The sequence below is a fragment of the Enterocloster clostridioformis genome, from assembly GCF_020297485.1.
Taxonomy (GTDB): domain Bacteria; phylum Bacillota; class Clostridia; order Lachnospirales; family Lachnospiraceae; genus Enterocloster; species Enterocloster clostridioformis.
This window is the reverse complement of the sequence record NZ_JAIWZC010000001.1, coordinates 3,290,737-3,314,051: the sequence shown is the minus strand read 5'-3', so window position 1 is coordinate 3,314,051 and position 23,315 is coordinate 3,290,737. Positions and strand designations below refer to the sequence as shown.

Here is a 23,315-nt window from a genome sequence, read left to right as displayed (position 1 = left end):
GATGCCGCCGATGCGGAATATCTTCCTGTCCAGGCGGCATCCAAACCAGTTTACAGACAGGATTTAGATGGAGCCGTGGAAGGTTCTTGAAATGACCTCATCCTGCTGTGCCTTCGTCAGCTTATTAAAGTTCACTGCATAGCCGGATACCCTGACTGTGAGCTGGGGATATTTTTCAGGGTGGGCCTGTGCGTCCAAAAGGGTCTCCTTGCTGAATACATTTACATTCAGATGGTGTCCGCCTTCCTGGGCATAGCCGTCTAACAGAGCCACCAGGTTATCAATCTGTGATTCACTTGCTTTTACCATAATATTAATCCTCGCTTTCTCAAGAAGTTGGTTTACATGCTGCTTATCAGGATTCCTCGATGTCGGCTTCGGAATCCAGCCCTTCAAAAAGGGTAGGTGCCTCACAGCCGCCTCCGCAGCCGTTCAGCTCCACTTCCAGGTCTCCCATGAAAATCTGGTCATCTTTGCCCAGCGCGCCCGGTATGATGGAAAAGGTATTGGAGATACCGTCCTGGGCGTCCCTGAACGGAAGCTTGGCAACAGATGCCAGGGATGCCACCGCGCCGTGGCTGTCTCTGTGGTGCATTGGGTTTGCGCCTGGCGCAAATGGCTGGCCTGCCTTTCTGCCGTCCGGTGTAGCGCCCGTATTATTTCCATACACCACGTTGGAGGTGATGGTGAGGATGGAAGTGGTGGGAATGCCGCCGCGGTAGGTGTGGTTGCCCTTTATATAGCTCATAAAGGTATGCACCAGGTCTGCTGCCAGCTCGTCAACCCGGTCGTCATTATTTCCATATTTAGGGAAATCACCTTCCACGATATAATCGGTCACAATACCCTTATCATTGCGCACCACCTTGACCTTGGCATATTTGATGGCGGACAGGGAGTCTGCCACAACGGAAAGGCCCGCGATGCCGGTTGCGAACCAGCGGGTCACCTTCTTATCATGGAGCGCCATCTGAAGTCTTTCGTAGCAGTATCTGTCGTGATTGTAATGAATGATGTTCAGGGCATTGACATATACCTTGGCCAGCCATTTCATCATATCCTTGTACTTGTCCATCACGTCGTCAAAATCCAGATACTCTGTGGTCACGGGACGGTATTTCGGTCCCACCTGCTTGCCGCTGATTTCATCGACACCGCCGTTGATGGCGTAGAGCAGGCATTTGGCCAGATTGGCTCTGGCGCCGAAGAACTGCATTTCCTTGCCGATACGCATACTGGATACGCAGCAGGCAATGGCATAATCATCGCCGTGGGTCACTCTCATCAAATCATCATTCTCATATTGGATGGAGGAGGACTCAATGGAGGTCTTGGCACAGAACCTTTTAAAATTCTCAGGGAGCTTTGTGGACCACAGTACGGTCAGGTTTGGCTCAGGGGCAGTGCCCAGGTTCTGAAGGGTGTGCAGATAACGGAAGGACATCTTGGTCACCATGTGGCGGCCGTCAATGCCGATTCCTCCGATGGATTCCGTAACCCATGTGGGGTCGCCTGAGAACAGCTCATTGTATTCCGGTGTTCTGGCAAATTTTACAAGACGCAGCTTCATAATGAAGTGGTCCACGAATTCCTGAATCTCTTTCTCCGTGTAGCGTCCTTCCTTTAAGTCACGCTCAGAGTAAATATCCAAGAAGGTGGAGGTGCGTCCCAGCGACATGGCTGCGCCGTTCTGCTCCTTGACAGCGGCCAGGTAACCCAGGTAGGTCCACTGGATGGCTTCCTTGACGTCAGAAGCAGGCTTTGAGATATCAAAACCATAGATACGTCCCAGCTCCTTCAAATCTTCCAATGCCCGGATCTGCTCAGACAGTTCCTCACGCTCTCTGATAACATCAGAGTACATGATGGTGCGTGTGGAATCCTTTTCTTCCTTTTTCTCCTGAATCAGGGCGTCCACACCGTAAAGGGCAACCCTGCGGTAGTCCCCGATTATGCGTCCGCGTCCATAGGCATCCGGCAGTCCGGTGATGATATGACTGGAACGGCAAGCCCTCATTTCCGGGGTGTACGCGTCAAATACGCCTGCGTTATGAGTTTTCCTGTGCTTGGTAAAGAATTCCACAATTTCAGGGTCAACCTCATATCCATTGTCCTGGCAGGCCTTCATAGCCATGCGGATGCCTCCATATGGCTGAAGAGAACGCTTAAAGGGTTTGTCAGTCTGAAAGCCTACAATGGTCTCCCTGTCCTTGTTTAAATATCCTGGGCCGTGGGACGTGATGGTGGAAATGATTTTGGTATCCATATCCAGAACTCCGCCGGCTTCCTGTTCCTGCTTTGACAGCTCCATAACCTGGTCCCAGAGCTCCGTTGTATTCTGGGTAGGACCTTCCAGAAACTCGTCGCTGCCGTCATAGGGGGTGTAGTTTTTCTGTATAAAGTCGCGTACATTGATTTCCCGCTGCCATACACCGCCTTTAAATGTGTTCCACTCTGTTCTCATAGACTTTTCCTCCTGTGAAATGCGTGAATCTATATATAAAAACTATTGTTAACCAAATGTTTCACAGCCATACCGGATTTACCGGATATCCATAGTCTACTAGAAAAGTCCGATATATGCTGTTGCTTTTGCAACATTTATTATATTATGCACATTGTATACACGTCAAGAGGGCATAGTGATAATATTTTTTAACAAGCCTTGATAATTATGGTTAATATGAAAAATATGTAAGCTTATGTAGGACTTGTCAAATGTCGAAAAACGTATTATGATGGTAGAAGCGTGGTAAACCGATTAATTGGTTATACTTATAGCAGAAATATAAGGAGGACAAAGAGATGCAGATTAGTAAAGACATGCTGATTGGCCAGCTTATCCAGGTCGATGAGAGCATACCGCCGATTCTGATGCGTGCCGGAATGCACTGCCTTGGCTGCCCGGCTTCCCAGGGTGAGTCTCTGGAAGAGGCCTGTATGGTACACGGCATTGACTGCGACACACTGGTTTCCCAGATTAACGAAATTCTGGCAGCGAAAGCCTGATGATAGTCTGAAGCAGTGATTGGAGGAGCCTGGCTCAGGGGATATGTGACTGGGCCGGGTTCTTTTTATGTTTTGCGGTATTGACAGTTTGTCTCACAAATAGTAATATATTAGTATATTAAAATATTTATTTCCGGAAAGCCGGAAAAACACAAAAGTACTGCACATATATTTCAAGGAGGAAATTAGTTATGGATATGACATTGCGTTGGTTCGGTGAGGGCGTGGATTCTGTATCTCTGGAGCAAATCAGGCAGATACCGGGTGTGAAAGGCGTGATTACCACCCTGTATGACATTCCGGCCGGAGAGGTCTGGCCCATGGAGCGCATTCTTCAGATGAAGGAACAGGTGGAATCCAGGGGATTAAAGGTCCTGGGAATTGAGAGTGTCAATATACACGACGCGATCAAGGTGGGAACTCCTGACAGGGAGCAGTACATTGCCAACTACATCACGACCCTGGAGCGTCTGGGCCAGGCCGGAATTCATGTGGTGTGCTATAATTTCATGCCGGTCTTTGACTGGACCCGTTCCGATCTGGCTAAGGAGCGACCGGACGGCTCCACGGTACTGGCTTACAGCCAGAAGGAGATCGATAAGATTAATCCTGAGAATATGTTCCAGACCATGGGAGAAAAGTCCAACGGATTTGAGCTTCCCGGATGGGAGCCTGAGCGCATGGCGCGCATTAAAGAGCTGTTTGACATGTATAAGGACGTGGATGAGGACCGTCTCTTTAACAATCTGGTGTATTTTCTCAAGGCAATCCAGCCGGTATGTGAGAAGTATGACATTAAGATGGCCATACATCCCGATGACCCGGCATGGCCCGTATTCGGATTAGCCAGAATCATAACCGGCAAGGAGAAGCTTCTCAAACTGATGAAAGCCGTGGACGCAAACTTTAACGGTGTCACCCTGTGTACCGGATCTCTGGGAAGCAATCCGGAAAATGACATCCCGGATATCATCCGGTCCTTAAAAGGAAGGATTCCCTTTGCACATGTGCGCAATCTGCAGTATAATGCTCCTGGAGATTTCCAGGAAGCTGCCCATCTCTCAGAAGACGGCAGCATGGATATGTATGAGATAATGAAAGCGCTGTACGACATTGGTTTTGACGGAATCATGCGCCCTGACCACGGAAGGGCTATCTGGGGTGAGGTGTCCATGCCCGGATACGGCCTCTATGACAGGGCACTTGGGGCATGCTACCTGAATGGTTTGTGGGAGGCTATCCGGAAGCAGAACCGTTAGGCGTATACAGCAGGAAAGGATGGATGCGATGAGATTAGCCTTTGGCGAAATTAAGAGTGAGATTAAGAGGGTGCTGGTTAAATACGGGATGCCTGAGGAAAAGGCGGAGACCTGCGCCCGTATTCACACGGAGACTGCCTACGACGGGGTATATTCTCATGGCACTAACCGGGTGGCCAGGTTTGTGAACTACATTCAGAAAGGATGGGTGGACGTTAATGCTGAGCCTTCCCTAGAACGTGAATTCGGCGCCATCCGGGTTTATAATGGAAACATGGGTCCCGGCATCCTGAATGCCCTGTACTGCACGGACCGGGCCATGGAACTGGCGGATCAGTACGGCATCGGCATGGTGGGAATCAGGAATACCACCCACTGGATGCGGGGCGGCACCTACGGGCTGTACGCTGCAAGAAAGGGATATGCGGCAATCATGTGGACCAACACGGAGTCCTGCATGCCGCCATGGGGAGGCAGGGAATGCCGTCTGGGCAACAATCCCTTTGTCATGGCTGTGCCGTCTGCGGACGGGAGTGAACCTCTCCAGCTGGATATGGCGATGTCACAGTATTCCTATGGAAAACTGCAGGTTACACGGCTGGCCGGGGAGAAACTGCCGTATCCCGGCGGATTTGACGACGAGGGCAATCTGACGGACGATCCGGGTGCCATCGAGAAGTCCCGCCGTGTGCTGCCTGTGGGGTATTGGAAGGGATCGGCCTTTTCCTTCATGCTGGATATCCTGGGGTCGGTGCTCACGGACGGCATAGGAGCAGCCGGCATGGACCAGAAGGGATACGGCAGCTGCGGCGGCTGTTCCCAGGTGATGATTGTGGTGGATCCGGGCAGGACCACCACGGATGCCCATATGAAGGAAATCGTGGATACAGCCGTGCGGTATGTAAAAAGCTCGGCTCCGTCGGAGGAAGGCGGCAGTGTCAGGGCGCCGGGCCAGGGAAGCGCCCGGTTCCATGAGGAGCATGACAGTCTGGGAATTTATGTGGATGATGATGTCTGGAAGGAGATACAGTCCCTGTAGGCTTGGGGACCGGTATTAGGAGGTTTTACCCATGAAGATAGAGGAAAAAAGACATGGAGAGACTGCCAGACAGTATGCGTACCGGACCCTGCGGGAGAATATCATATCTCTGGATTTGGAACCAGGGGCGCCCTTTAATGATGTGGAAATGTCGCAGATGATAGGCATCAGCCGCACGCCTGTGCGGGAAGCGGTCATACAGCTCAGCGAGGAATCCAGAATCATTGAGATATTTCCCCAGAGAGGGATGCGCATTGCGTTGATTGATGTGGAGCTGGTGGAGGAGGCGCGCTTTCTGCGCCTGGTCCTGGAGAAAGCGGCTGTGGAACTGGTCTGCGGCCAGGCGGATGAAGAGGACCTGCGGTGGCTGGATGAGAATATCAGACTTCAGGAGTTTTATTTGGAGGGAGGTTCATCCCAGAAGCTTTTGGAGCTGGACAATAAGATGCACCGGAAGCTGTTTTCCATCTGCCGTAAGGAGCTTACCTATGAGATGTGCCAGAGACTGGCGATTCACTATGACAGGATTCGCAGCCTGTCCGTGGCAACGGTTAAGGACCATAAGATAATTGAGGACCATAAGAAATTGCTGGAAGCCATACGGCGCCGCGATAAAAAGCAGGCCGCAGAGATTATGGAACTGCATCTGAACCGGTGGATGTTGAATGAGCAGATGTTCAGAAACCGGTATCCGGCATATTTTAAGTAAATTTTTAAGTAAATATTTAAGGCAGAAGTCTAAGGCAGAAGTCTAAGGCAATATAATACCCCTGCGGCAATACAGCCGCAGGGGTGTTTTATAATATTTTGATATATTAAATTTCCATATATTTTTAGCAGGCTACGCCCCTAAATTTTGGCGAGATTCTGAAGGGCATTATCCTGAATGATGACCTCATAGTGCTCCTTAAAATATGCTTCGCTGGCAGATTCACCTGAGAGCTTGGTGGCATACTCCGCCAATATATTGCACACACGGGAGAAATCCAGGTCGCCGCAGTCCAGGCGTTTTACAATGAGATAATACTGCCTGGTGCCGGGCTTCTTATACAGGGTGTTGACGCCGTCATAGATTCCGGATACGGCCCGGGAAGCCTCGCTTATGCGGTCCAGGCTGTTGAACCGGAAAATGCGGCTGCTGGCAACAGAGCCTGTATTCTTCTTGACGGCAGCTTCAGAGGCACTGTCTGCGGAGCTCTCATCCCCAACCTGTTCCACGGAACCTGGCTCCAGGTAATTCAGGGAATCGGAAGCGCCTTCCAGGAACTCGCTGGCTAACTGGGACACAAGAGAATTCTGGCTGTCGTCCGTGAAAGGTGAGAACTTGGCAAAACGGGTATCCAGCTCTTCCGGATCTTCGATTTTAGTGATGACCAGCATGATGCTTTCGCTGGACAAAGGAATCGCCTCAACCATCAAAGGAATGTCCTCCGCCTCAAAGCCCACTTCATTGGAGGCTTTCTGAATCATTTCCCTGAACAGCTTCCTGGCTTTTTCCGTTCCATAAGCCAGTTCTACCAGGTTTATGTTGCGCGCACTTAAATCAAAGCTGGTCAATGTACAGCGAATCTGGTTTTCATTGATACGTTCTATTTTCATTAGGATCACTTCCTGTTCTGTGTCAAATGTGGTAGCATCTGCCCTGGACCAGGGTGCTTTTTGGAAACTCCAGGCCGAAAGTAGACTTCTACACTTTAAATATACTACATTACAGGCGGAAATATCAATCATTTAATAAAAATTTAAAAAATATCGTGCCGCAGGATGTTTTCAGGTGGTATAAATAGCATATGAAAAGCCATGGAAGATATAACGACCATAGACAGGTGATAAAGAAAAGGGTAAAATTGGGATGTGAGATGATGTTGTGACAAAGGAGGGGTGAGTAAAGAATACCATTTTATTTGGCAAATACCGTCTGCTGCACCAATTGGGAACAGGCCGGGCAGGAACCGTATGGCTGGCAGTGCACATTGGCCTGGAGGAATACAGGGCCATAAAGCGTATCTCTAAAAGGGATGCCGACTATGACTCCTTCCGAAGGGAAGCACTGGTGCTAAAAGAACTGCACCATCCTGGGATTCCCATGATTTATGATTTAGAAGAAGATTCCGAATTTTTTTATTTAATCGAGGAATATCTTGAAGGATATTCTCTATATGCCCTGATTGCGAATCAGGGGCCTATTCAAGAGGCAGAGGCAGTCCGTTACGGGATGCAGGTCTGCGGGCTTGTGGCTTACATGCATTCTGCGTGTGAAATACCCATATTACATTTAGATTTACAACCAAATAACCTGATAATCTGCAATGGCACCGTAAAGCTGATCGATTTTGATCATGCCGCAGGCTGCCGTTGGGCAAACATTGCCCCAAAGCGATTCGGCACAGTGGGCTGCGCGGCTCCTGAACAGTATGCTTCTGACCGCATGTTGGATCAAAGGACCGACATTTATGCCATTGGTGCAGTCCTCCGTTTTATGACAGCAGGAACCCTGAGAGAGGACGCCGGACAGTCTGCCGCCCTATCGGAGGCTTTTGAGCGGATTATCAGAAAATGCATGGACTCCGATATGGAGAAACGGTACGCTTCCGCCGGCGAGGTGGAGGATGCGCTTCAGGCGCTGTGTACCAGGAAGCTGACAGAAGAAAAAGAACAAAAGGCGATACCATCTCATATTTTGATTCTGACCGGGATGAAGGCTGGGACGGGTACCACACATTTAGCCTTAGGGCTGGTATATTTTCTGAACAGGAACGGGTACCGGGCGCTTTATGAGGAACATAATGTCTCCCGGGCAGTGGCCGCCATGGCTCAAAGGGCAGGTATGCGTCCGGACCGTTTTGGAATCTATACCATGAACGGCTGCTGCTTAAAGCCGTGGTATGGACCTGCCGTAAAGCTGGATGAAGGGACAGGATTTGACATCATAGTGAAAGACTATGGAACAGACTGGCAGCAGGCGGAACTGGAATTAAAGGCGGCGAAGGCAGATTTAATTGGGACAGGCAGCGCCAGCGTCTGGGACGGCCGATACATCAGGCGGTATATATCCTGGATGAATCAGGCCTGGACGGGACGGTGCAGCGGGAACCGCGTGCTTATATTTCGGGGCACACGGGCCGTATGTCAAAAGGAGCTGAAGGCCATGGCCAAATCAGACAAGGCTTTAAAGGGAATAAAGCTGTTTGTCTCGCCGGAATACGAAAATCCTTTCAGCCAGAAAAGCGAAGATGCCTTTTTTCAGTCTTTATGGTCTGCCGTGACCGGCGGCGGGAGGTGGAAGAAAAAAAGAGGCTTATTAAGAAGATGGGATTTTCTAAGAGAATCTTTTTTAAAAACAGCCGGGAGCCTGCAAAAGGGTGCAGGGTTGTCGGAATCACAGGAACAGGACGGGGAACAGGGGTGACTCATCTCAGCGTCCTGGCGGCCAATTATATGGCCAGTGCCCTGCAGCGCAGGACTGCGGTGATTGAGTGGAATGACCATGGCGCATGGAAAACCATAAAGGATATATGCCAGGCCGGTTCCGCAAAGCAGGCGGATTCTGCGGACTACAAATACAAAATCTTCGGGGTTACATATTATATGCAGGGGGCCCCCCGCGTGCTGGCGTCCTGTCTGGATGGAACATATGACGAAGTTATAATTGATTTTGGAGAGCTGAGGCCATCCATCAGGGCGGAATGGCTCAGATGCGAAGTGAAGATTGTCATGGCTGCACTGAGCGAATGGAAGCTGGAGGCATTTTTGGAGCTTTTATCAGAGGAGGAAGGACGCAGAACAGGGTGGATATATACGGCTGCCTTTGGCAGTGAGGACACCAGAAAACAGATAGAGAGGCAGTTTGGGATTTCTCTGGCCAGGGTTCCTCTTTCAGTAGATGCGTTTTCAGTGGATTATGAGACCATGCGGTGGTTTGAGGGGATTTTGTGAAGAAAAAAGAGACAGAAGGAAACGGCGCACAAAAGTATGTCACGAAAACAACTCCTTGGTGCTGCCGTCCGGCTGTCTTGCGGTAATAGGGGAGGGCTTATCAGCATGATAAGAAATGTCGAGTATGGAGACCGGAAGAAACACCAGAGAATCTATCTGGACGGATTGAAGAGATACAAGAACAAAGGGGTTCGGATTACCATTGACGGAGTCGAGTGCCCGGAAAAAGAATGGGAGAAGATATTCGAGATGGGAGAAGACGGGGGCTTTTACATGGGAGACTATGTTGGCGCCGAGCAGGGCTGTCTGAAGGAAATCAGATTTGACAAAGTGTATCTCAGCGACCCTCCCAAAGAGAAAAAAGATGAGGATTCATGAGCAGATAATAAAAACAGATAACAACAGCAAATAACAGAGCAGATAACAAGAGCCCGGATTATGCGCTGCCATGAGTACCGTCTCAGCCTGTGCAGCCAAAGCAGGCGGCGCATACCGGGCTTTTGTTCCTGTTTCATCCATAATGACTGTAAATTGTAAGCAATTAATTGGTACATGCACTCTATTTTGTGGTAGAATAAAAACAATCATTAGGAAACTGGAGGACAGGATGAGCAGAAGAAGAAAAGGTCATGGCTGCGGAATCACGGTACTGGTTCTGCTGTTCATATTTATCCTGGCAGGCGGTGGTCTGGGAGTGCTTTTTGCCAAGAAATACATGCCCAGCAATGAGCTGGCGGATAAGAGCAGGATATTTGGTATTAAGGACGGCCAGGTGGCCCTTATTTTGGATAACCAGGTGCAGGAGGAGAAGGGAATCTACGAGGGCGGCCAGGTGTACCTGCCCGTGGACTGGGTAAATGAACATCTGAACCAGCGCTTTTACTGGGATGAGGGAGAAAAACTGCTGGTGTATGCACTGCCTGACTCCATTGTGTATGCGGATGAAAGTGCCCAGGGAGAGAAGGGACCTCTCTTTAAGGTCACACAGGATGGAATGTACCTGTCCCTTGGGGTTGTGGTGAATTATACAGATATCCGCACTCAGGCCTTTGCCACAAGCCAGATCAAGCGGGTGTTTATCGACACCTCCTGGCAGCCCTATGACACGGCAGTGCTGAAAAAAACAGGACAGGTCAGGGTCAGGGGCGGTGTAAAGAGCCAGATTATCACAGAGGCGGCGGCAGGAGAGACTGTGGATGTACTGGAGACCATGGAAAAGTGGTCCAGGGTAAGAACGTCGGACGGTTATATCGGATATGTGGAAAACCGGAAGCTGGAGGCAGGAGAGCAGGTTGCGCCTGTCAGCACCTTTGAGGCGCCTGTGTATACCAGCATTTCCATGGACGGGAAAGTAAGGCTGGGATTTCATCAGGTCACACGGCCGGAGGGAAATAATACTCTTGAGAGCTATGTATCCAATGCCGGGGGGATGAATGTGATTGTGCCCACCTGGTTCAATGTGGTGTCCGGCGACGGCACCTATACATCACTGGCCAGCAGGGATTACGTGGATAAGGCCCATGATATGGGACTGAAGGTGTGGGCCATGGTGGAGAATGTGAGTACGGAGGAAAGCGTCAAAAATCTAAACACTAAGACTCTGATGTCCTCTACCAGTACCAGGAAAAAGCTCATTGAAAAACTGATGAATGAGGCGGATACCTATGGCTTTGACGGCTTCAACCTGGATTTTGAGAGCCTGAAGGCAGAGGCGGGGCCCCATTATGTGCAGTTCATAAGGGAAATGTCGGTTGCCTGCCGCAATAAGGGACTTGTGCTGTCTGTGGACAACTATGTACCATCCTCCTATACTGCGTTTTATAACAGGAGGGAACAGGGAATTGTGGCTGACTATGTGATTGTTATGGGATATGATGAACACTATGCAGGAGGAGAAGCCGGTTCCGTATCATCCATTCCCTATGTGAGGGAAGGAATTGAGAATACTCTGAAGGAGGTCCCCAAGGAAAAGGTCATCAATGCGGTCCCCTTCTATACCAGAGTATGGACCGTGAATGAGGGAAAGACCTCTTCAAAGGCATATGGCATATCGGATGCCAGGCAGTGGGTGGAGGAGAACCAGGTGGAGCTTAGCTGGGATAAGCTTTTGGGGCAGTATTACGGTGAGACTGTTAGCGGAAGCGGACAGCAGTATATATGGATGGAAGAGGAAGATTCCATGAAGCTTAAGATTGACCTGATTAAGGAGTTTGACCTGGCAGGAGTTGCCTGCTGGAAGCTGGGATTTGAACCAGCGGACATCTGGGATATTGTGTCAGAGGTTAAATAAACGAAATGGGTGACGCCGGAGGAAGGAAATGACAGGAAGAACAAGGATAACGGGAATTATGACAGCTGTCTTCATGGCTGGAGTCATGGCAGGGTGCAGCGTACAGACTGGAAACCAGGCGGCACCCACCGCCGAAAAACAGCAGACAAAGGAAACGGTTCAGGAAACAGAGCTGCAAAAGCCCACACACCCTGAGCCTTCGCAGATACAGCCTTTTCCCGATGTTGAAAAGGAGACAAAGGCAGAGCCGCTGATTGGAGGAAAACGCATTATCCTTATGACAGATATACATTATCTGGCAGAATCCCTGACAGACCAGGGGGATATGTTTCAGGCCATGGTAGAGCACGGCGACGGAAAACTGACCAATTACGTATGGGAGATAACGGATGCCGCACTGGAGGAAATTAAACTTCTGAGCCCGGATGTCCTGATTATCAGCGGAGATTTAAGTCTTCAGGGAGAAAAGAAGAGCCATGAAGAACTGGCGAAAAAGCTGGACGAGGTGGAGAAAGCCGGTATCACGGTTTTGGTCATACCGGGCAACCATGACATTAACAATCCAAGCGCCTCCGTGTATTCCGGGGGAGACCGGTACCCGGCAGAACCTACCACTCCGGAGGATTTTGAGCGTATTTATAAGGAATTCGGATACTCAGAGGCCAGCAGCAGGGATGCCAATTCCCTCAGCTACACCTATGACCTGGGACCGTCCATGCGGCTGCTCATGCTGGATACCTGCCAGTATGAACCCCGCAATAAGGTTGGGGGGATGATAAAGACAGAAACCTATGAGTGGATAAGGGAGCAGCTTGAGCAGGCTGCCCGGGACAGCGTGATTCTTCTACCGGTGGCCCATCACAACCTGCTGGAGGAGAGCAAGGTATATGCGGATGACTGTACCATCGAGCACAGTGAGGAGCTTATACAGATGCTGGAAGGGGAGAATATCCCGCTGTTCCTCAGCGGGCACCTGCATGTGCAGCACTTTATGAGGAATAACGATATCGGTATCTATGAGGTGGTCACCAGCTCCCTGTCCACGCCTCCCTGTCAGTACGGTGTGCTGGATTACATGGAGGATGAGACATTTTATTACTATACACGCAAGGTAAATATGGAGAAATGGGCCAGGAAAAACAAGAGCACGGATGAGAACCTGCTGAACTTCGACACATACAGTCCGCCTGTTTTAAAACAGATATTCTATAATCAGGCATATGATGCCATGAAGAATTCTGCGGAGGAGGAGACGGGCAGCATATTTGTGAAGCTGACAGAATCGGAGAAGCAGCAGATGGCAAAGGTGTATGGGGATATCAATGCCGCGTGCTATGGCGGCAGGGCGTATGAGGTGGTGAAGGAGGCTGTGAAGCAGCCCGGATACTCCATGTGGAAGGAGTACTGCTATCCCAGCATTCTGTATGAATACCTGGAATATATCATAGAAGACGCGGTACAGGATTATAACGTTCTGAGTATAGAGTAAAAACAGGTTCATTTTCATCAGGCGGGTGAATATACTGGAATAAAGGTTATCAGGGAGCGCCCATTGATGAAGCATTCAGCATGGCAGACAGTGATGGGGATTCTGCTGCTTTGTATCGTGGCACTGATATCATGGCAGGCAGGAACACTGGTGGCTGTCCATAATCAGGCAGCGGAGGCAGACAAGGCAAGGCCGGTGGTGGTCATAGACGCCGGACACGGAGGCAGCGATCCGGGTAAGGTAGGGATAAATGGTCAGCTGGAAAAGGATATTAACCTGAAGATATCAGAGCAGCTGAAAGCATATCTTGAGGCCTCCGACGTAGAGGTGATCCTTACCAGGGACTCGGACCAGGGACTTTACAGCTCTGGGGACAGTCATAAAAAGATGGCGGACATGAGAAAACGGTGCGAAATCATAAATGAGGCGGCACCTGATTTGGTGGTCAGCATTCACCAGAACAGTTACCATGAGGAATATGTATCCGGAGGCCAGGTCTTTTACTATAAGACATCGGAGAAGGGAAAGTTTCTGGCGGAAATTTTGCAGAAGCGCTTTGACTATGTGCTGGGCGAGGCCAACAAGAGGATGGCCAAGGCCAATGACAACTATTATCTCCTGCTTCATGTGAAGGAGCCTATTGTCATAGTGGAATGCGGATTCCTGAGTAATGGAAAGGAAGCCAAGCGCCTGGAGGATGAGGAATATCAGGACAGGATGGCCTGGACCATACATATGGGAATCATGGAGTACCTTAATACGGTAAAACAGAAACATTAAAGGCCGGTGATTCGGCCTGGCAATCAGAAAAACAGATTTAAAAATGGGAAGGCTGCCCGCGTGAGGGCGCCTTCCCATTGCTTTATATAAGCTTTGAATCTGAAAGAAACAAAAGGCCGGAGAACTGGCAGCGCAGTCTCCGGCGTAATAAAAAAGCGCGAGACGGGATTCGAACCCGCGGCCCCCACCTTGGCAAGGTGGTGCTCCACCCCTGAGCCACTCGCGCATAAAAGTATGATATTACTTTGACGTGGTATAGTCTATCATATTTTCTCTGATAAATCAAGAGGTTTTTTGTCTGTTGGTTTAAAATAGTTTGACTGAAGTTTGACTGAAAGACCATCCGCAAAAGCATACCGTACAATTTCCGCTTTTTCGGATGGCTTCCAGGCATAAGTATTTACTTTTGGGGTGTTTCGATTCTGCTGCAGGTGGCGCCTTCTATGAAGGAGGCTTCAATGATTTTGGATACAGGCTCATCCGGCGGATTGACCACCAGCTCAAATAATTCGAGGGATATATCCCGCAGGTTCTGCTGCACAGTGGTTATCTGAGGCTGATGGAGATTGCTGATTACATTATCAAATCCTACAATGGACATGTCTGCGGGGATTTTTAACCCCAGGGAATATGCTGCGTTCAAGGCCCCTAAGGCAATGATGTCATTACAGCAGATGATTGCCGTAGGGGCGGCCGGAAGGGAGAGGAAATAATTAAGAGCCTGGCTTCCGGCCTGAAGGGTCAGTTGAAGGTTTCTGTCATAAATATATTCCTGGATAATGGGGAGTCCTTTTCCTGCCATTGTTTCTATGTAGCCATTCTGTCTGGAAATAACAGAATCCATGGGTGTTTTACAGCCGACAAAGGCAATTTTTCTGTGCCCGAGATTGTAAAGGTAGTCCACAATTGGCTGCATCATCTGCCTGTTGTTGGAACGTACGCTTGAGAATTTGCCATGCGTCTTACGGTCCAGAAATGCAATTGGAATGTGGATCCTGCAGGCTTCAAAAATATCGGAATCAACGCCTTCTGTCAGAATGATACCGGCACATCGGTTAGCCAGGCAGAAGTAAAGATATTTCTTTTCAAGTTCCGGGTTGCTTCCTGTATCACAAATAAGAAGCATATAGTTGTGTTCCAGACATATCTGGTTCAGTTCTTTAATCAGACTGATGAAAAAGGGGTTCTCCATGTCATATATAAACACGGCAATGGTATTGCTTGTCTTGGAAAAGATTTTCTTGACAGGCTGGTTCGGGATATAGTTATATTCCTCAATTACTTTTTGCACTTTCTTTCTGACCTTTTCAGATGTCATTTCTGGATTATTGATGACGCGGGATACAGTTGCGGTAGAGACTCCCGCCAGTTTGGCAATATCCCTGATTCCGATGTATCCGTTATTTTCCGGACGGCTTTCCTTGTTCATACGATTTCTCCTCCTGGTTCTGAAGGGGTGAAACTTGTTTCATAAAAAGAAAAAATAAGCTTCATCCGACCATATCATATTATAGTTTAAATAAAATTAATTGTAAACACGAAAAAATGTAACAGTTTTACTTAACACATCAAACTGGTGTAATTGGCAAGATGAAGATACAAGGAATAATCGCTAAAAAAGAGGGAAAAATAATGATTTAATATGAAAAATACACAAATGTATTATTGAAAACAAGACCATAAAGTGCTATATTGTAAATGTAACAAGTTACATACACGAAGTGAATGTGAGGGGCGGAACATGAATAAAAGAACGGAAAGGTTGAGAGAACGGTTATTTGCTGCAGACCCGCGTATTTGTCCGGAGCGGTGCGTCTATTTTACTGAGTCTATGAAGGAGACAGAGGGAAAACCAATTGCGCTGAGGCGGTCCCAGGCATTTTATGATGTGCTGAGCCGCATGACGGTTTATGTGAATGCAGACGAGCTGATTGTGGGAAACCAGGCGCAGTGGCCTAAAGCATCCCCGATATATCCGGAGTATTCCACGGACTGGCTGGAAGCGGAATTAAACGGCTCGCCTTTTTCCCCGGATAAAAGACCAGGCGATAGGTTTTACTACACACAGGAAGACAAAGACAAAATATTAGAATGTGTGGAATACTGGAAGGGGAAGTCCTTATATGAAAATCTGAGAAAGACCCTTCCTGATAAAATCAACCAGGCCTGGGACGCCAATGTGATTGACGATACATGGGTGTCCGCTGCCGGTTTGGGCAATGTAATTGTTGATTACAAAGGTGTGGTAGATAAAGGCTTATCCGATGTCATGAGACGGATAGAGAATAAGCTTAAGAGGCTGGACCCCAGAGAGCCGGGCAATACAAGAAAAAGATGGTTTCTTGAGGCCGCCCTTCAGGGCAATCAGGCCGTGGTGATGTTTTCGGGCCGTATTGCTGACCGCTGCAAAGAGCAGGCGGAGCAGGAAAAGGATGAAACACGCAGGAGGGAACTTCTCAAGCTGGAGGGCATATGCAGGAATGTTCCGTTGAATCCGGCCAGAACCTTCCACGAGGCGGTTCAGTCCATCTACATGATTCTGCTGGCGGTCCATCTGGAATCCAATGGGCATGCCATTTCACTGGGGCGTTTTGACCAGTATGTGTATCCTTACTATAAGAAGGATTTGGAGGAAGGCAGAATCACCAGAGAAGAGGCTCTGGAGATAGTCGAATGCTTCTTCATCAAATGCAATGAACTTAATAAGCTCAGGAGCTGGCCGGATACAGAGTTTTTCCTGGGGTACCAGATGTTCATTAATCTTGCCATTGCGGGCCAGACAGTGGACGGAAAGGATGCAACAAATGAAGTTTCCCATCTGTGTGTGGAAGCATGTGAAAATGTAAGGCTGTTTACACCATCCGTATCCATTAAATGGTTCGAGGGAACCAGTGATGCGTTCATGATGAAGGCGTTAAAGGCAGCACAGAGGCATCAGGGCGGCCAGCCGGCATTTTATAATGATAAGGCATTTATAAGGACGCTTGAAAATATGGGGATTGCTGAGGAAGACCGGGTGGACTGGGTGCCGGACGGATGTATCGAGGCATCGATTCCCGGGAAATGGGATTTTGCGGCCAAAGGTCCATGGCTGAATGTGGAGAAGGTGCTGGAAATCACACTGCACGACGGCACGGACCCTAAGACCGGATACCACTTTGTGGATTTGGAAAAACGTGCGGAGGACTGCGGCAGTGTAAGGGAACTGATGGAACTGTATAAGCAGACCCTGGATTATTTTATGGGTCTGCAGGTTGAAACAGAGCATATCAATGATGAAATCCATATACAGCAGGACATCAACGCATTCCGATCATCCCTGGTATATGACTGTATAGAGAGAGCGATGGACCTTGTGGAGGGCGGTTCCGTATACTCGGCGGACGGCGGGCCTACGGCAGGTACTATCAGTGCAGGGGATTCCCTGGCAGCATTAGACGAGATTGTATTTAATCAGAAGCTTCTGACCATGGAACAGGTACTTCATGCCATGAGCACCAATTATGAGGATATGGAGACAGTGCCTGCCGGGCCGGAAATCAGGGCGATACTGTTAAACAAGGCACCCAAATTTGGAAACGATGATGAGAGAACTGATAAGTGGGTAGTTGAACTGGAGGACTACATTGGTTCCAGCTACAGGTATAAATACAGAAGTTCGAAGTATGGAAAAGGGCCGGTGCCATGCTGTTACTCCTACAGCCAGAGTCCTGTGACGGGTAACATTGCTTTTGGAAAGAGCATTGGAGCCACACCGGACGGACGTAAGGACGGACAGCCGGTAAATAATGGAATCTCCCCTGCCAATGGTTCGGAGAAAAAAGGCGCCACGGCTGCCTGCAATTCAGTCATGAAACTGCCCAGCATATGGTTCCAGAAGGGCGCCATATTCAATATGCGTCTGTCCAAAGGAGCGCTGGATACGGATGAGAATAGAGAGAAGGTAATTGCCATGATTAAGGTGTTGTTTGAAAACTACGGGCAGCAGATTCAGTTTAATGTGGTGGATAACAAGGTGTTTAAGAAGGCGATGGAGCATCCGGATGAATATAAGGATTTGATGGTCAGGGTTTCTGGCTACAGTGCATTGTTTACGTCACTGTCCCCGGAGTGCCAGATGGATGTGATAAGCAGGGCTGAGCTGGAATTATAGCTTAAGTACCGCAATGCGGTGAGTGAAACGGCGGATGATGAATAGGGGGAATCACAAACATGGGGGGTTGCAATGTATTTAATATAGAACGGTATGCGACAGAGGATGGCCGCGGTATCCGCACCGTAGTATTTTTAAAGGGCTGTTCCCTCCGCTGCAGATGGTGTGCAAACCCCGAATCCCAGAGAGCTGGGACAGAGGTTCTGGTGAAGACAAATGTTTGTATCAGCTGCGCAAGATGCAGTGTTTTGTGTCCGGAAAAAGCCATAAGTTACAAGGAAGGTTACGGATATATTACAGACCAGAGTAAGTGCAGGCAATGCGGTGTATGCATCAGGGAGTGCTATGCGGACGCCAGGGAGATAATGGGCAGAAAATACAACGAGGATGAGCTTCTTGCTGAGATACTGAAGGACCGGCAATATTATGGAATGTCCGGCGGCGGCGTTACATTCAGCGGAGGAGAGCCATTATATTACAGTGAAATTATTGGGGCTATTGGAGAGCAGATGCACCGGAGAGGTTATAATACCCTGGTTGAAACATGCGGGCATGTCCCCCAAAAGGCATTGGAAGACATAAACGGGCGTGTTGATTATATATATTATGACTTCAAACAGATTGATTCTGAGAAGCATAAGGAGCTGACAGGTGTGGACAATACCCTGATACTCAGCAATCTGGAATGGCTGTGCGGTCATTACAACGGGGAACTGTCAGTCAGATATCCCTATATTCCGGGCTGCAATGATGATGAGGCGTCCATCAATGGTTTTTTCAGGTACATTAAGAGTTTAAATCATATATCCGAGATTGTATTTCTTCCTTATCACAGGCTGGGGCTGCCCAAATATCAGGGGTTAGGACGGGCGTATGAGATGGGGAATATGCCGTCCCTTAAGAAGGCGGACTTATCATTCCTTGTACAGCGGGCGGAAGGGTTTGGTCTGGAGATAAAAATTCAATAGGAGAGGGGCAGGGGTGTTGATGAAGCGGAATATGGTAGCGTTTGACTGCGGTAATTCGTCATGCAGGGTTATTCTGGGAGTGTATGACGGGGAACAAATAACCACAGAAGTCATTTCCCGGATACCAAATTATATGGTCAGGGTTCATCAGTATTTTTATTGGGATATACTGATGATTTACCAAAAATTATTAGAGGGGTTAAAAGAGGCGGTAAAGCGGGCCGGAACCATCCACTCAATCGGTATCTGTACATGGGGAGTGGATTTTGCACTGTTTGACAAACAGGGGCTTATGATTCAGAATCCATTGTCATACAGGAACGGCATAGGGGCAGAGGTTCTGGAACAGATGTCTGAGGAGCAGAGGACATATCTGTTCGGGCAGACGGGAATCCTGTGCGATAAGATTAATTCGGTCAATATGATAAAGGGAATGATGGAGAAAATGCAGTCCATTGTTTTCTGCGGCCATAAGCTTCTCATGATTCCGGATATCTTAAACTATCTCTTTACTGGCTGTATGGTGAATGAGCCCAGCGAATTGTCCACGACCCAGCTGATGGATGCCAGAAAAAGGGAGCTCAGTGAAGAAGTATTGAGGACGATGGAAATACCCTCCGATCTGTTTGCCGCCATTGGGAAACACGGTACGGCCATTGGCATGCTTCATTCTAATGTAAAGGAAATTCTGGGCATATCGTATGATGTACCGGTAATTTGCGTGCCGTCCCATGATACAGCTGCCGCTGTCCTGGCGATTCCGGCAGAGGAGGATGAATTTCTGTTTGTCAGCACAGGGACCTGGGCGCTTATCGGCATGGAGTTAGAGGAGCCAATCGTGAATGAAGAAGTGAGAAAGAGATGCCTGACCAACGAAATAGGGGCATTTAATAAAATCACCCTGCTGCGTAACAGTGCTGGTATGTTTATCATCCAACGCATTAAGGAGGAATATGAAGGGGAACATGGGAACATTGGCTGGGAAGAGCTTAACAGCCTTGGTGACCGCCATGAGGGGATAGTACCGCTGTTCCCTGTGAACGATACCAGTTTTTTTAATCCTGTACATATGTCTGACGAGATTTGGAATTATTTTGTTAAGACCGGTCAGGCTTCCGGAGAAAAAGACTGGGGTACAATCATATGCGGTTTTCAAAACTCCATGGCGCTGAGCTTTGCCTCGGTGATACAAGACCTGGAGGAAATCAGCGGAAAGAAAAAGGACACTGTCTATATGGTAGGCGGAGGCTCACGGAATGCAAGGTTATGTCAGATGACGGCGGATGCAGCGGGTAAAAGGGTAGTGACAGGGGGGAAAGAGAGTACGTCCCTGGGAAACCTGGGAGCCCAGCTCAAGTATTTTGAACCTGATCTGACAGTGAGGGAAATCAGGAGCCTTTTGGGAAAGGGCATTGAGAGTACAACTTATTGCCGCGGGAAAGATTCCGGTGAAGCGTTGAAACGGTATCAAAAACTATAAGGGTGAAACATTGTCCAACAACCTGTCCAGAAATATTGAAAAGGGAATCGTCTATCTGAGCGAGGACAGGAAGGATGAGGGGCTGGTGCTTATGCACTCCGTCATGGATAACATTGCACTGCCCAATTTAAAGCAGCTGGCCAAACCGTTCATCCGCAAAAAGGAGATGGCGGATCGCGCAAAGGATTACATCAAGAGCCTGCGGATTAAGACCCATACACATCTCACGGAGGCCAGGAACCTGTCCGGAGGGAACCAGCAGAAGGTGGTTATCGCAAAGTGGCTGTATTCCAATGCAGATGTATATATATTTGATGAACCCACTAGTACAGCATTGCCAAAATAATAATGAATAGACGTTGCTTTTTTATTGTAGTCGGTGCATAATAATTCTATCACTAAAGAATGGATGTGTTATTATGCGAAGGAAAACAATTGATACTATCCCGGTTTTATCTGATGCCATGAAAAACATATTATCTGCTTTTTCAAAAAGCCGCTCCCTTCCGTCAGGACTGGTCAAAAGAGCCAGCATTGTCCTGCTTGCGTCACAGGGGGAACTCAACCAGAATATTGCACCACAGGTCGGGCTTCATTATAATAATGTTGCCACCTGGCGCAGTCGGTTCCTCGCGGCGCTCCCAGCCTTGCGGAGGATTGAAATGGACGACCCGAAAAAGCTTGAAGATGAGATACGGGCAGTCCTGTCCGATAAAAAACGCCCCGGTGCCCCGTCTGTTTTTACGCCGGACCAGATCATGCGGATCATCGGCCTTGCCTGCAGCAGCCCAAATGATTTTGGGTACGAAGTAAGCCAGTGGAGCCTCCCGCTGTTAGTGGCAGAAATTAAAAAGCAGGGGATCGCTGAACAGATTTCTGAGAAATCTGTCAGCCGTTTTTTAAAAATGAGGTAGATTTACATCCCCACAAAATCCGTTACCGGCTTCATTCTTCGGAAAAGACGGAAGCCCCGGAATCTTTTGCGCGGAAAGTAAACGAAATCTGCGGCCTGTACCAGAGTGCCCAGGAACAAAGCCGGGAAGGTGCACACATTGTTTCCACGGATGAAATGACCGGGGTACAAGCGCTGGAACATAAATATCCTGACAAGCTCCCATTACCCGGCCAGTGCGCCAAAATGGAGTTTGAGTATATCCGCCATGGCACGACCAGCCTCATCGGGTTCTTTGATGTTGCAACGGGCCGTATGGAAATGCCGTATTTAAACTCCACACGCACAGAAGAGGATTTTGTGGAAGCCGTGAAAGCATTGGTAGGGACAGACCCGCAAGCCCCATGGACATTTATATGCGATGGCCTAAACACCCATAAATCGGAAGCCCTTGTCCGCTTTGTGGCAGAAGCCTGTGCCCTTGGCGTGGAACTGGGCAAAAAAGGGAAAACAGGGATCCTTAAAAGTATGGAAAGCCGAGCGGATTTCCTGCATGACCCTTCCCACCGGATCCGCTTTGTCTATACTCCGAAACACAGTTCCTGGATGAACCAGATTGAGATATGGTTTGGCATCATTAACCGGAAGCTGCTGAAGCGGAAAAGCTACCTATCAATAGAAGAACTGGAAGCAAGCATCCTGCGCTTTATTGAACAATACAATCTTACAGCACACCCATTTAAGTGGACATATGCCGGGATACCATTAGTAATTTAATCACTGATATTTAAGCAATGCTGTACTAGAGGAATTGACGTGGGGGGCACGCGACGAAATATACAATATTATGTATGACCTGGTCAATCAGGGGGCCTCTATTATTATGATATCTTCTGACCTTGTGGAAGTGCTTAAGATGTGCGACCGGGTTGCGGTTATGCGGGAAGGCGTCCTGGAGGCCATACTGGACAATGCCCCGGATTTGACGCAGGAAACCATATTAAAATATGCGATGCAGGGAGGAATATAGGTATGGAGAGCTACAAAGATGGTGTTAAGGCAAAGCTGCCGGCCTTGACTTTATATATTGGACTGGTTGTTATTTTTATTGTATTTGCAGTAATCTGCAGCATGATGGGAAAGAATTTTCTGACCCTTAATAATATGTTCAATATTATTACCCAGGCCAGCATTATTTCCATAATTGCAATCGGCGCCTCTCTGGTCATTGTCACAGGCGGAATTGATTTAAGCGTTGGGTCCATCGTGGGATTTGTGGGTATATTTGGGGGACTGATTTTGAAGGCAGGCATGCCCTTAATTGCCATGGGAATTTTGTGTATAGCGGCAGGAGCCGCCTTTGGTCTGGTCAATGGCTGCCTGGTCAGTTACGGAAAGGTGCCGCCTTTCATCGTGACGCTGGGAGCCATGCAGATTGCCAGGGGATTAGCGCTTCTGATTAACGGAGGACAGCCCATATCCAGTTTTCCTAAGGGACTGGGAAGTCTGATGGCTTCAAAGGTGCTTGGGACTGTTCCGGTATCTGTCATATATGTGTTTGTGTTCTACGCAGTCATTATTTTTGTCATGGCATATACAAAGTTTGGAAGACATGTCTATTCCGCGGGCGGCAATATCTGCGCCGCCAGGCTTTCAGGGATCAATGTAAACAGAACCGTGCTTATGGTATATGTTTTAAGCGGCATATTTGCTGCCATTGGAGGCATCATGCTTTTGTCACGTCTTACATATGCAGACCCAAATGCCGGCTCTGGTTATGAAATGAACGCCATAGCTTCCGCGGTCATCGGAGGAATTTCTTTATCAGGCGGAAAAGGGAAGATTGGAAATACATTGGTGGGAGCCATCATTCTCAGCACCCTGACCTGCGGGCTCCAGATTATGAATGTTGCCACCTATTACCAGACCATTGTCACGGGCATCGTCATCATAGCCGCAGTGTTTGCGGATAAGAAGAAAGAACGCCAAAGCGAGTAGGAGAGCTAAATACATTAAGTAT

At 48.6% G+C, this 23,315-nt stretch carries 22 protein-coding genes and 1 tRNA gene; 18 read left to right on the top strand and 5 right to left on the bottom strand.

The genetic code is table 11. The features are described from left to right. Positions 1-63 precede the first annotated feature (63 nt). Both grcA3 and pflB read right to left on the bottom strand, forming a co-directional pair. Entirely contained in the window at positions 64-309 is a 246-nt protein-coding gene (grcA3, locus tag LA360_RS16770) for an autonomous glycyl radical cofactor GrcA3 (protein WP_002566902.1), read from the bottom strand. A 46-nt stretch (positions 310-355) separates the two neighbouring features. Next, the gene (pflB, locus tag LA360_RS16765; RefSeq protein WP_002586864.1) at positions 356-2,464 is read right to left on the bottom strand and encodes a formate C-acetyltransferase; all 2,109 of its coding nucleotides are present in this window, start codon (positions 2,462-2,464) and stop codon (positions 356-358) included. A 341-nt stretch (positions 2,465-2,805) separates the two neighbouring features. On the opposite strand from pflB, the gene LA360_RS16760 reads away from it, so the two are divergent. The 4 genes from LA360_RS16760 to LA360_RS16745 all read left to right on the top strand — a co-directional run bounded on the left by LA360_RS16760 (position 2,806) and on the right by LA360_RS16745 (position 6,016). Then, a complete protein-coding gene (locus LA360_RS16760) occupies positions 2,806-3,009 on the top strand; it encodes a DUF1858 domain-containing protein (protein ID WP_002586865.1) in 204 nt (67 codons plus the stop codon). A gap of 191 nt (positions 3,010-3,200) precedes the next feature. Beyond that, positions 3,201-4,268, top strand: a complete 1,068-nt coding sequence (gene uxuA / locus LA360_RS16755; RefSeq protein ID WP_002586866.1) for a mannonate dehydratase — start codon at positions 3,201-3,203, stop codon at positions 4,266-4,268. Positions 4,269-4,287: 19 nt separating this feature from the next. Then, positions 4,288-5,307: a 3-dehydro-L-gulonate 2-dehydrogenase gene (yiaK, locus tag LA360_RS16750; protein WP_112481414.1), complete on the top strand. Its 1,020-nt coding sequence runs from the start codon at positions 4,288-4,290 to the stop codon at positions 5,305-5,307. Between the two features lie 31 nt (positions 5,308-5,338). Further along, positions 5,339-6,016: a GntR family transcriptional regulator gene (locus LA360_RS16745; RefSeq protein ID WP_057571361.1), complete on the top strand. Its 678-nt coding sequence runs from the start codon at positions 5,339-5,341 to the stop codon at positions 6,014-6,016. A gap of 140 nt (positions 6,017-6,156) precedes the next feature. On the opposite strand, the gene LA360_RS16740 is transcribed toward LA360_RS16745, so the two are convergent. Beyond that, the gene (locus LA360_RS16740; protein WP_022200475.1) at positions 6,157-6,906 is read right to left on the bottom strand and encodes an adaptor protein MecA; all 750 of its coding nucleotides are present in this window, start codon (positions 6,904-6,906) and stop codon (positions 6,157-6,159) included. Positions 6,907-7,228: 322 nt separating this feature from the next. Here LA360_RS16740 and LA360_RS16735 point away from each other — a divergent pair, with 322 nt between their 5' ends. The 6 genes from LA360_RS16735 to LA360_RS16710 all read left to right on the top strand — a co-directional run bounded on the left by LA360_RS16735 (position 7,229) and on the right by LA360_RS16710 (position 13,802). Beyond that, complete coding sequence (locus tag LA360_RS16735) at positions 7,229-8,716, top strand: serine/threonine protein kinase (protein ID WP_084414847.1); 1,488 nt, start codon at positions 7,229-7,231, stop codon at positions 8,714-8,716. Then, a complete protein-coding gene (locus LA360_RS16730; RefSeq protein WP_002586871.1) occupies positions 8,713-9,243 on the top strand; it encodes a hypothetical protein in 531 nt (176 codons plus the stop codon). Before LA360_RS16735 ends, LA360_RS16730 begins: the two co-directional genes overlap by 4 nt. A 105-nt stretch (positions 9,244-9,348) precedes the next feature. Further along, the gene (locus LA360_RS16725; RefSeq protein WP_002586872.1) at positions 9,349-9,621 is read left to right on the top strand and encodes a hypothetical protein; all 273 of its coding nucleotides are present in this window, start codon (positions 9,349-9,351) and stop codon (positions 9,619-9,621) included. A 229-nt stretch (positions 9,622-9,850) separates the two neighbouring features. After that, a complete protein-coding gene (locus tag LA360_RS16720; RefSeq protein ID WP_022201275.1) occupies positions 9,851-11,533 on the top strand; it encodes a glycosyl hydrolase family 18 protein in 1,683 nt (560 codons plus the stop codon). A 28-nt stretch (positions 11,534-11,561) separates the two neighbouring features. Continuing rightward, positions 11,562-13,022: a metallophosphoesterase gene (locus LA360_RS16715; protein WP_022201276.1), complete on the top strand. Its 1,461-nt coding sequence runs from the start codon at positions 11,562-11,564 to the stop codon at positions 13,020-13,022. A 66-nt stretch (positions 13,023-13,088) separates the two neighbouring features. Then, the gene (locus LA360_RS16710) at positions 13,089-13,802 is read left to right on the top strand and encodes an N-acetylmuramoyl-L-alanine amidase (RefSeq protein WP_002586875.1); all 714 of its coding nucleotides are present in this window, start codon (positions 13,089-13,091) and stop codon (positions 13,800-13,802) included. Between the two features lie 154 nt (positions 13,803-13,956). Here the strand turns inward: LA360_RS16710 and LA360_RS16705 are convergent. Both LA360_RS16705 and LA360_RS16700 read right to left on the bottom strand, forming a co-directional pair. After that, positions 13,957-14,028 (bottom strand) — tRNA-Gly (locus tag LA360_RS16705). Positions 14,029-14,202: 174 nt separating this feature from the next. Further along, positions 14,203-15,231: a LacI family DNA-binding transcriptional regulator gene (locus LA360_RS16700; RefSeq protein ID WP_112481413.1), complete on the bottom strand. Its 1,029-nt coding sequence runs from the start codon at positions 15,229-15,231 to the stop codon at positions 14,203-14,205. Positions 15,232-15,543: 312 nt separating this feature from the next. On the opposite strand from LA360_RS16700, the gene LA360_RS16695 reads away from it, so the two are divergent. From LA360_RS16695 to LA360_RS16660, 8 genes are all read left to right on the top strand, one after another. Beyond that, positions 15,544-17,955: a glycyl radical protein gene (locus tag LA360_RS16695; protein ID WP_112481412.1), complete on the top strand. Its 2,412-nt coding sequence runs from the start codon at positions 15,544-15,546 to the stop codon at positions 17,953-17,955. Between the two features lie 59 nt (positions 17,956-18,014). Continuing rightward, positions 18,015-18,923, top strand: a complete 909-nt coding sequence (locus LA360_RS16690; RefSeq protein WP_022201278.1) for a glycyl-radical enzyme activating protein — start codon at positions 18,015-18,017, stop codon at positions 18,921-18,923. Positions 18,924-18,942: 19 nt separating this feature from the next. Next, on the top strand, positions 18,943-20,403 hold the full coding sequence (locus tag LA360_RS16685) for a rhamnulokinase (RefSeq protein WP_174713903.1): 1,461 nt from the start codon (positions 18,943-18,945) through the stop codon (positions 20,401-20,403). Between the two features lie 10 nt (positions 20,404-20,413). Further along, complete coding sequence (locus tag LA360_RS16680) at positions 20,414-20,749, top strand: ATP-binding cassette domain-containing protein (protein WP_022201280.1); 336 nt, start codon at positions 20,414-20,416, stop codon at positions 20,747-20,749. A gap of 73 nt (positions 20,750-20,822) precedes the next feature. After that, a complete protein-coding gene (locus tag LA360_RS16675; RefSeq protein ID WP_112481410.1) occupies positions 20,823-21,317 on the top strand; it encodes a helix-turn-helix domain-containing protein in 495 nt (164 codons plus the stop codon). Continuing rightward, positions 21,287-22,072 (top strand): transposase, encoded by a 786-nt coding sequence (locus LA360_RS16670; RefSeq protein WP_112481409.1) that lies wholly within the window; start codon positions 21,287-21,289, stop codon positions 22,070-22,072. Before LA360_RS16675 ends, LA360_RS16670 begins: the two co-directional genes overlap by 31 nt. A gap of 106 nt (positions 22,073-22,178) precedes the next feature. After that, complete coding sequence (locus LA360_RS30625) at positions 22,179-22,325, top strand: hypothetical protein (protein WP_225537585.1); 147 nt, start codon at positions 22,179-22,181, stop codon at positions 22,323-22,325. A gap of 2 nt (positions 22,326-22,327) precedes the next feature. After that, complete coding sequence (locus LA360_RS16660) at positions 22,328-23,293, top strand: ABC transporter permease (RefSeq protein WP_002586881.1); 966 nt, start codon at positions 22,328-22,330, stop codon at positions 23,291-23,293. The last annotated feature ends 22 nt before the right edge of the window (positions 23,294-23,315 follow it).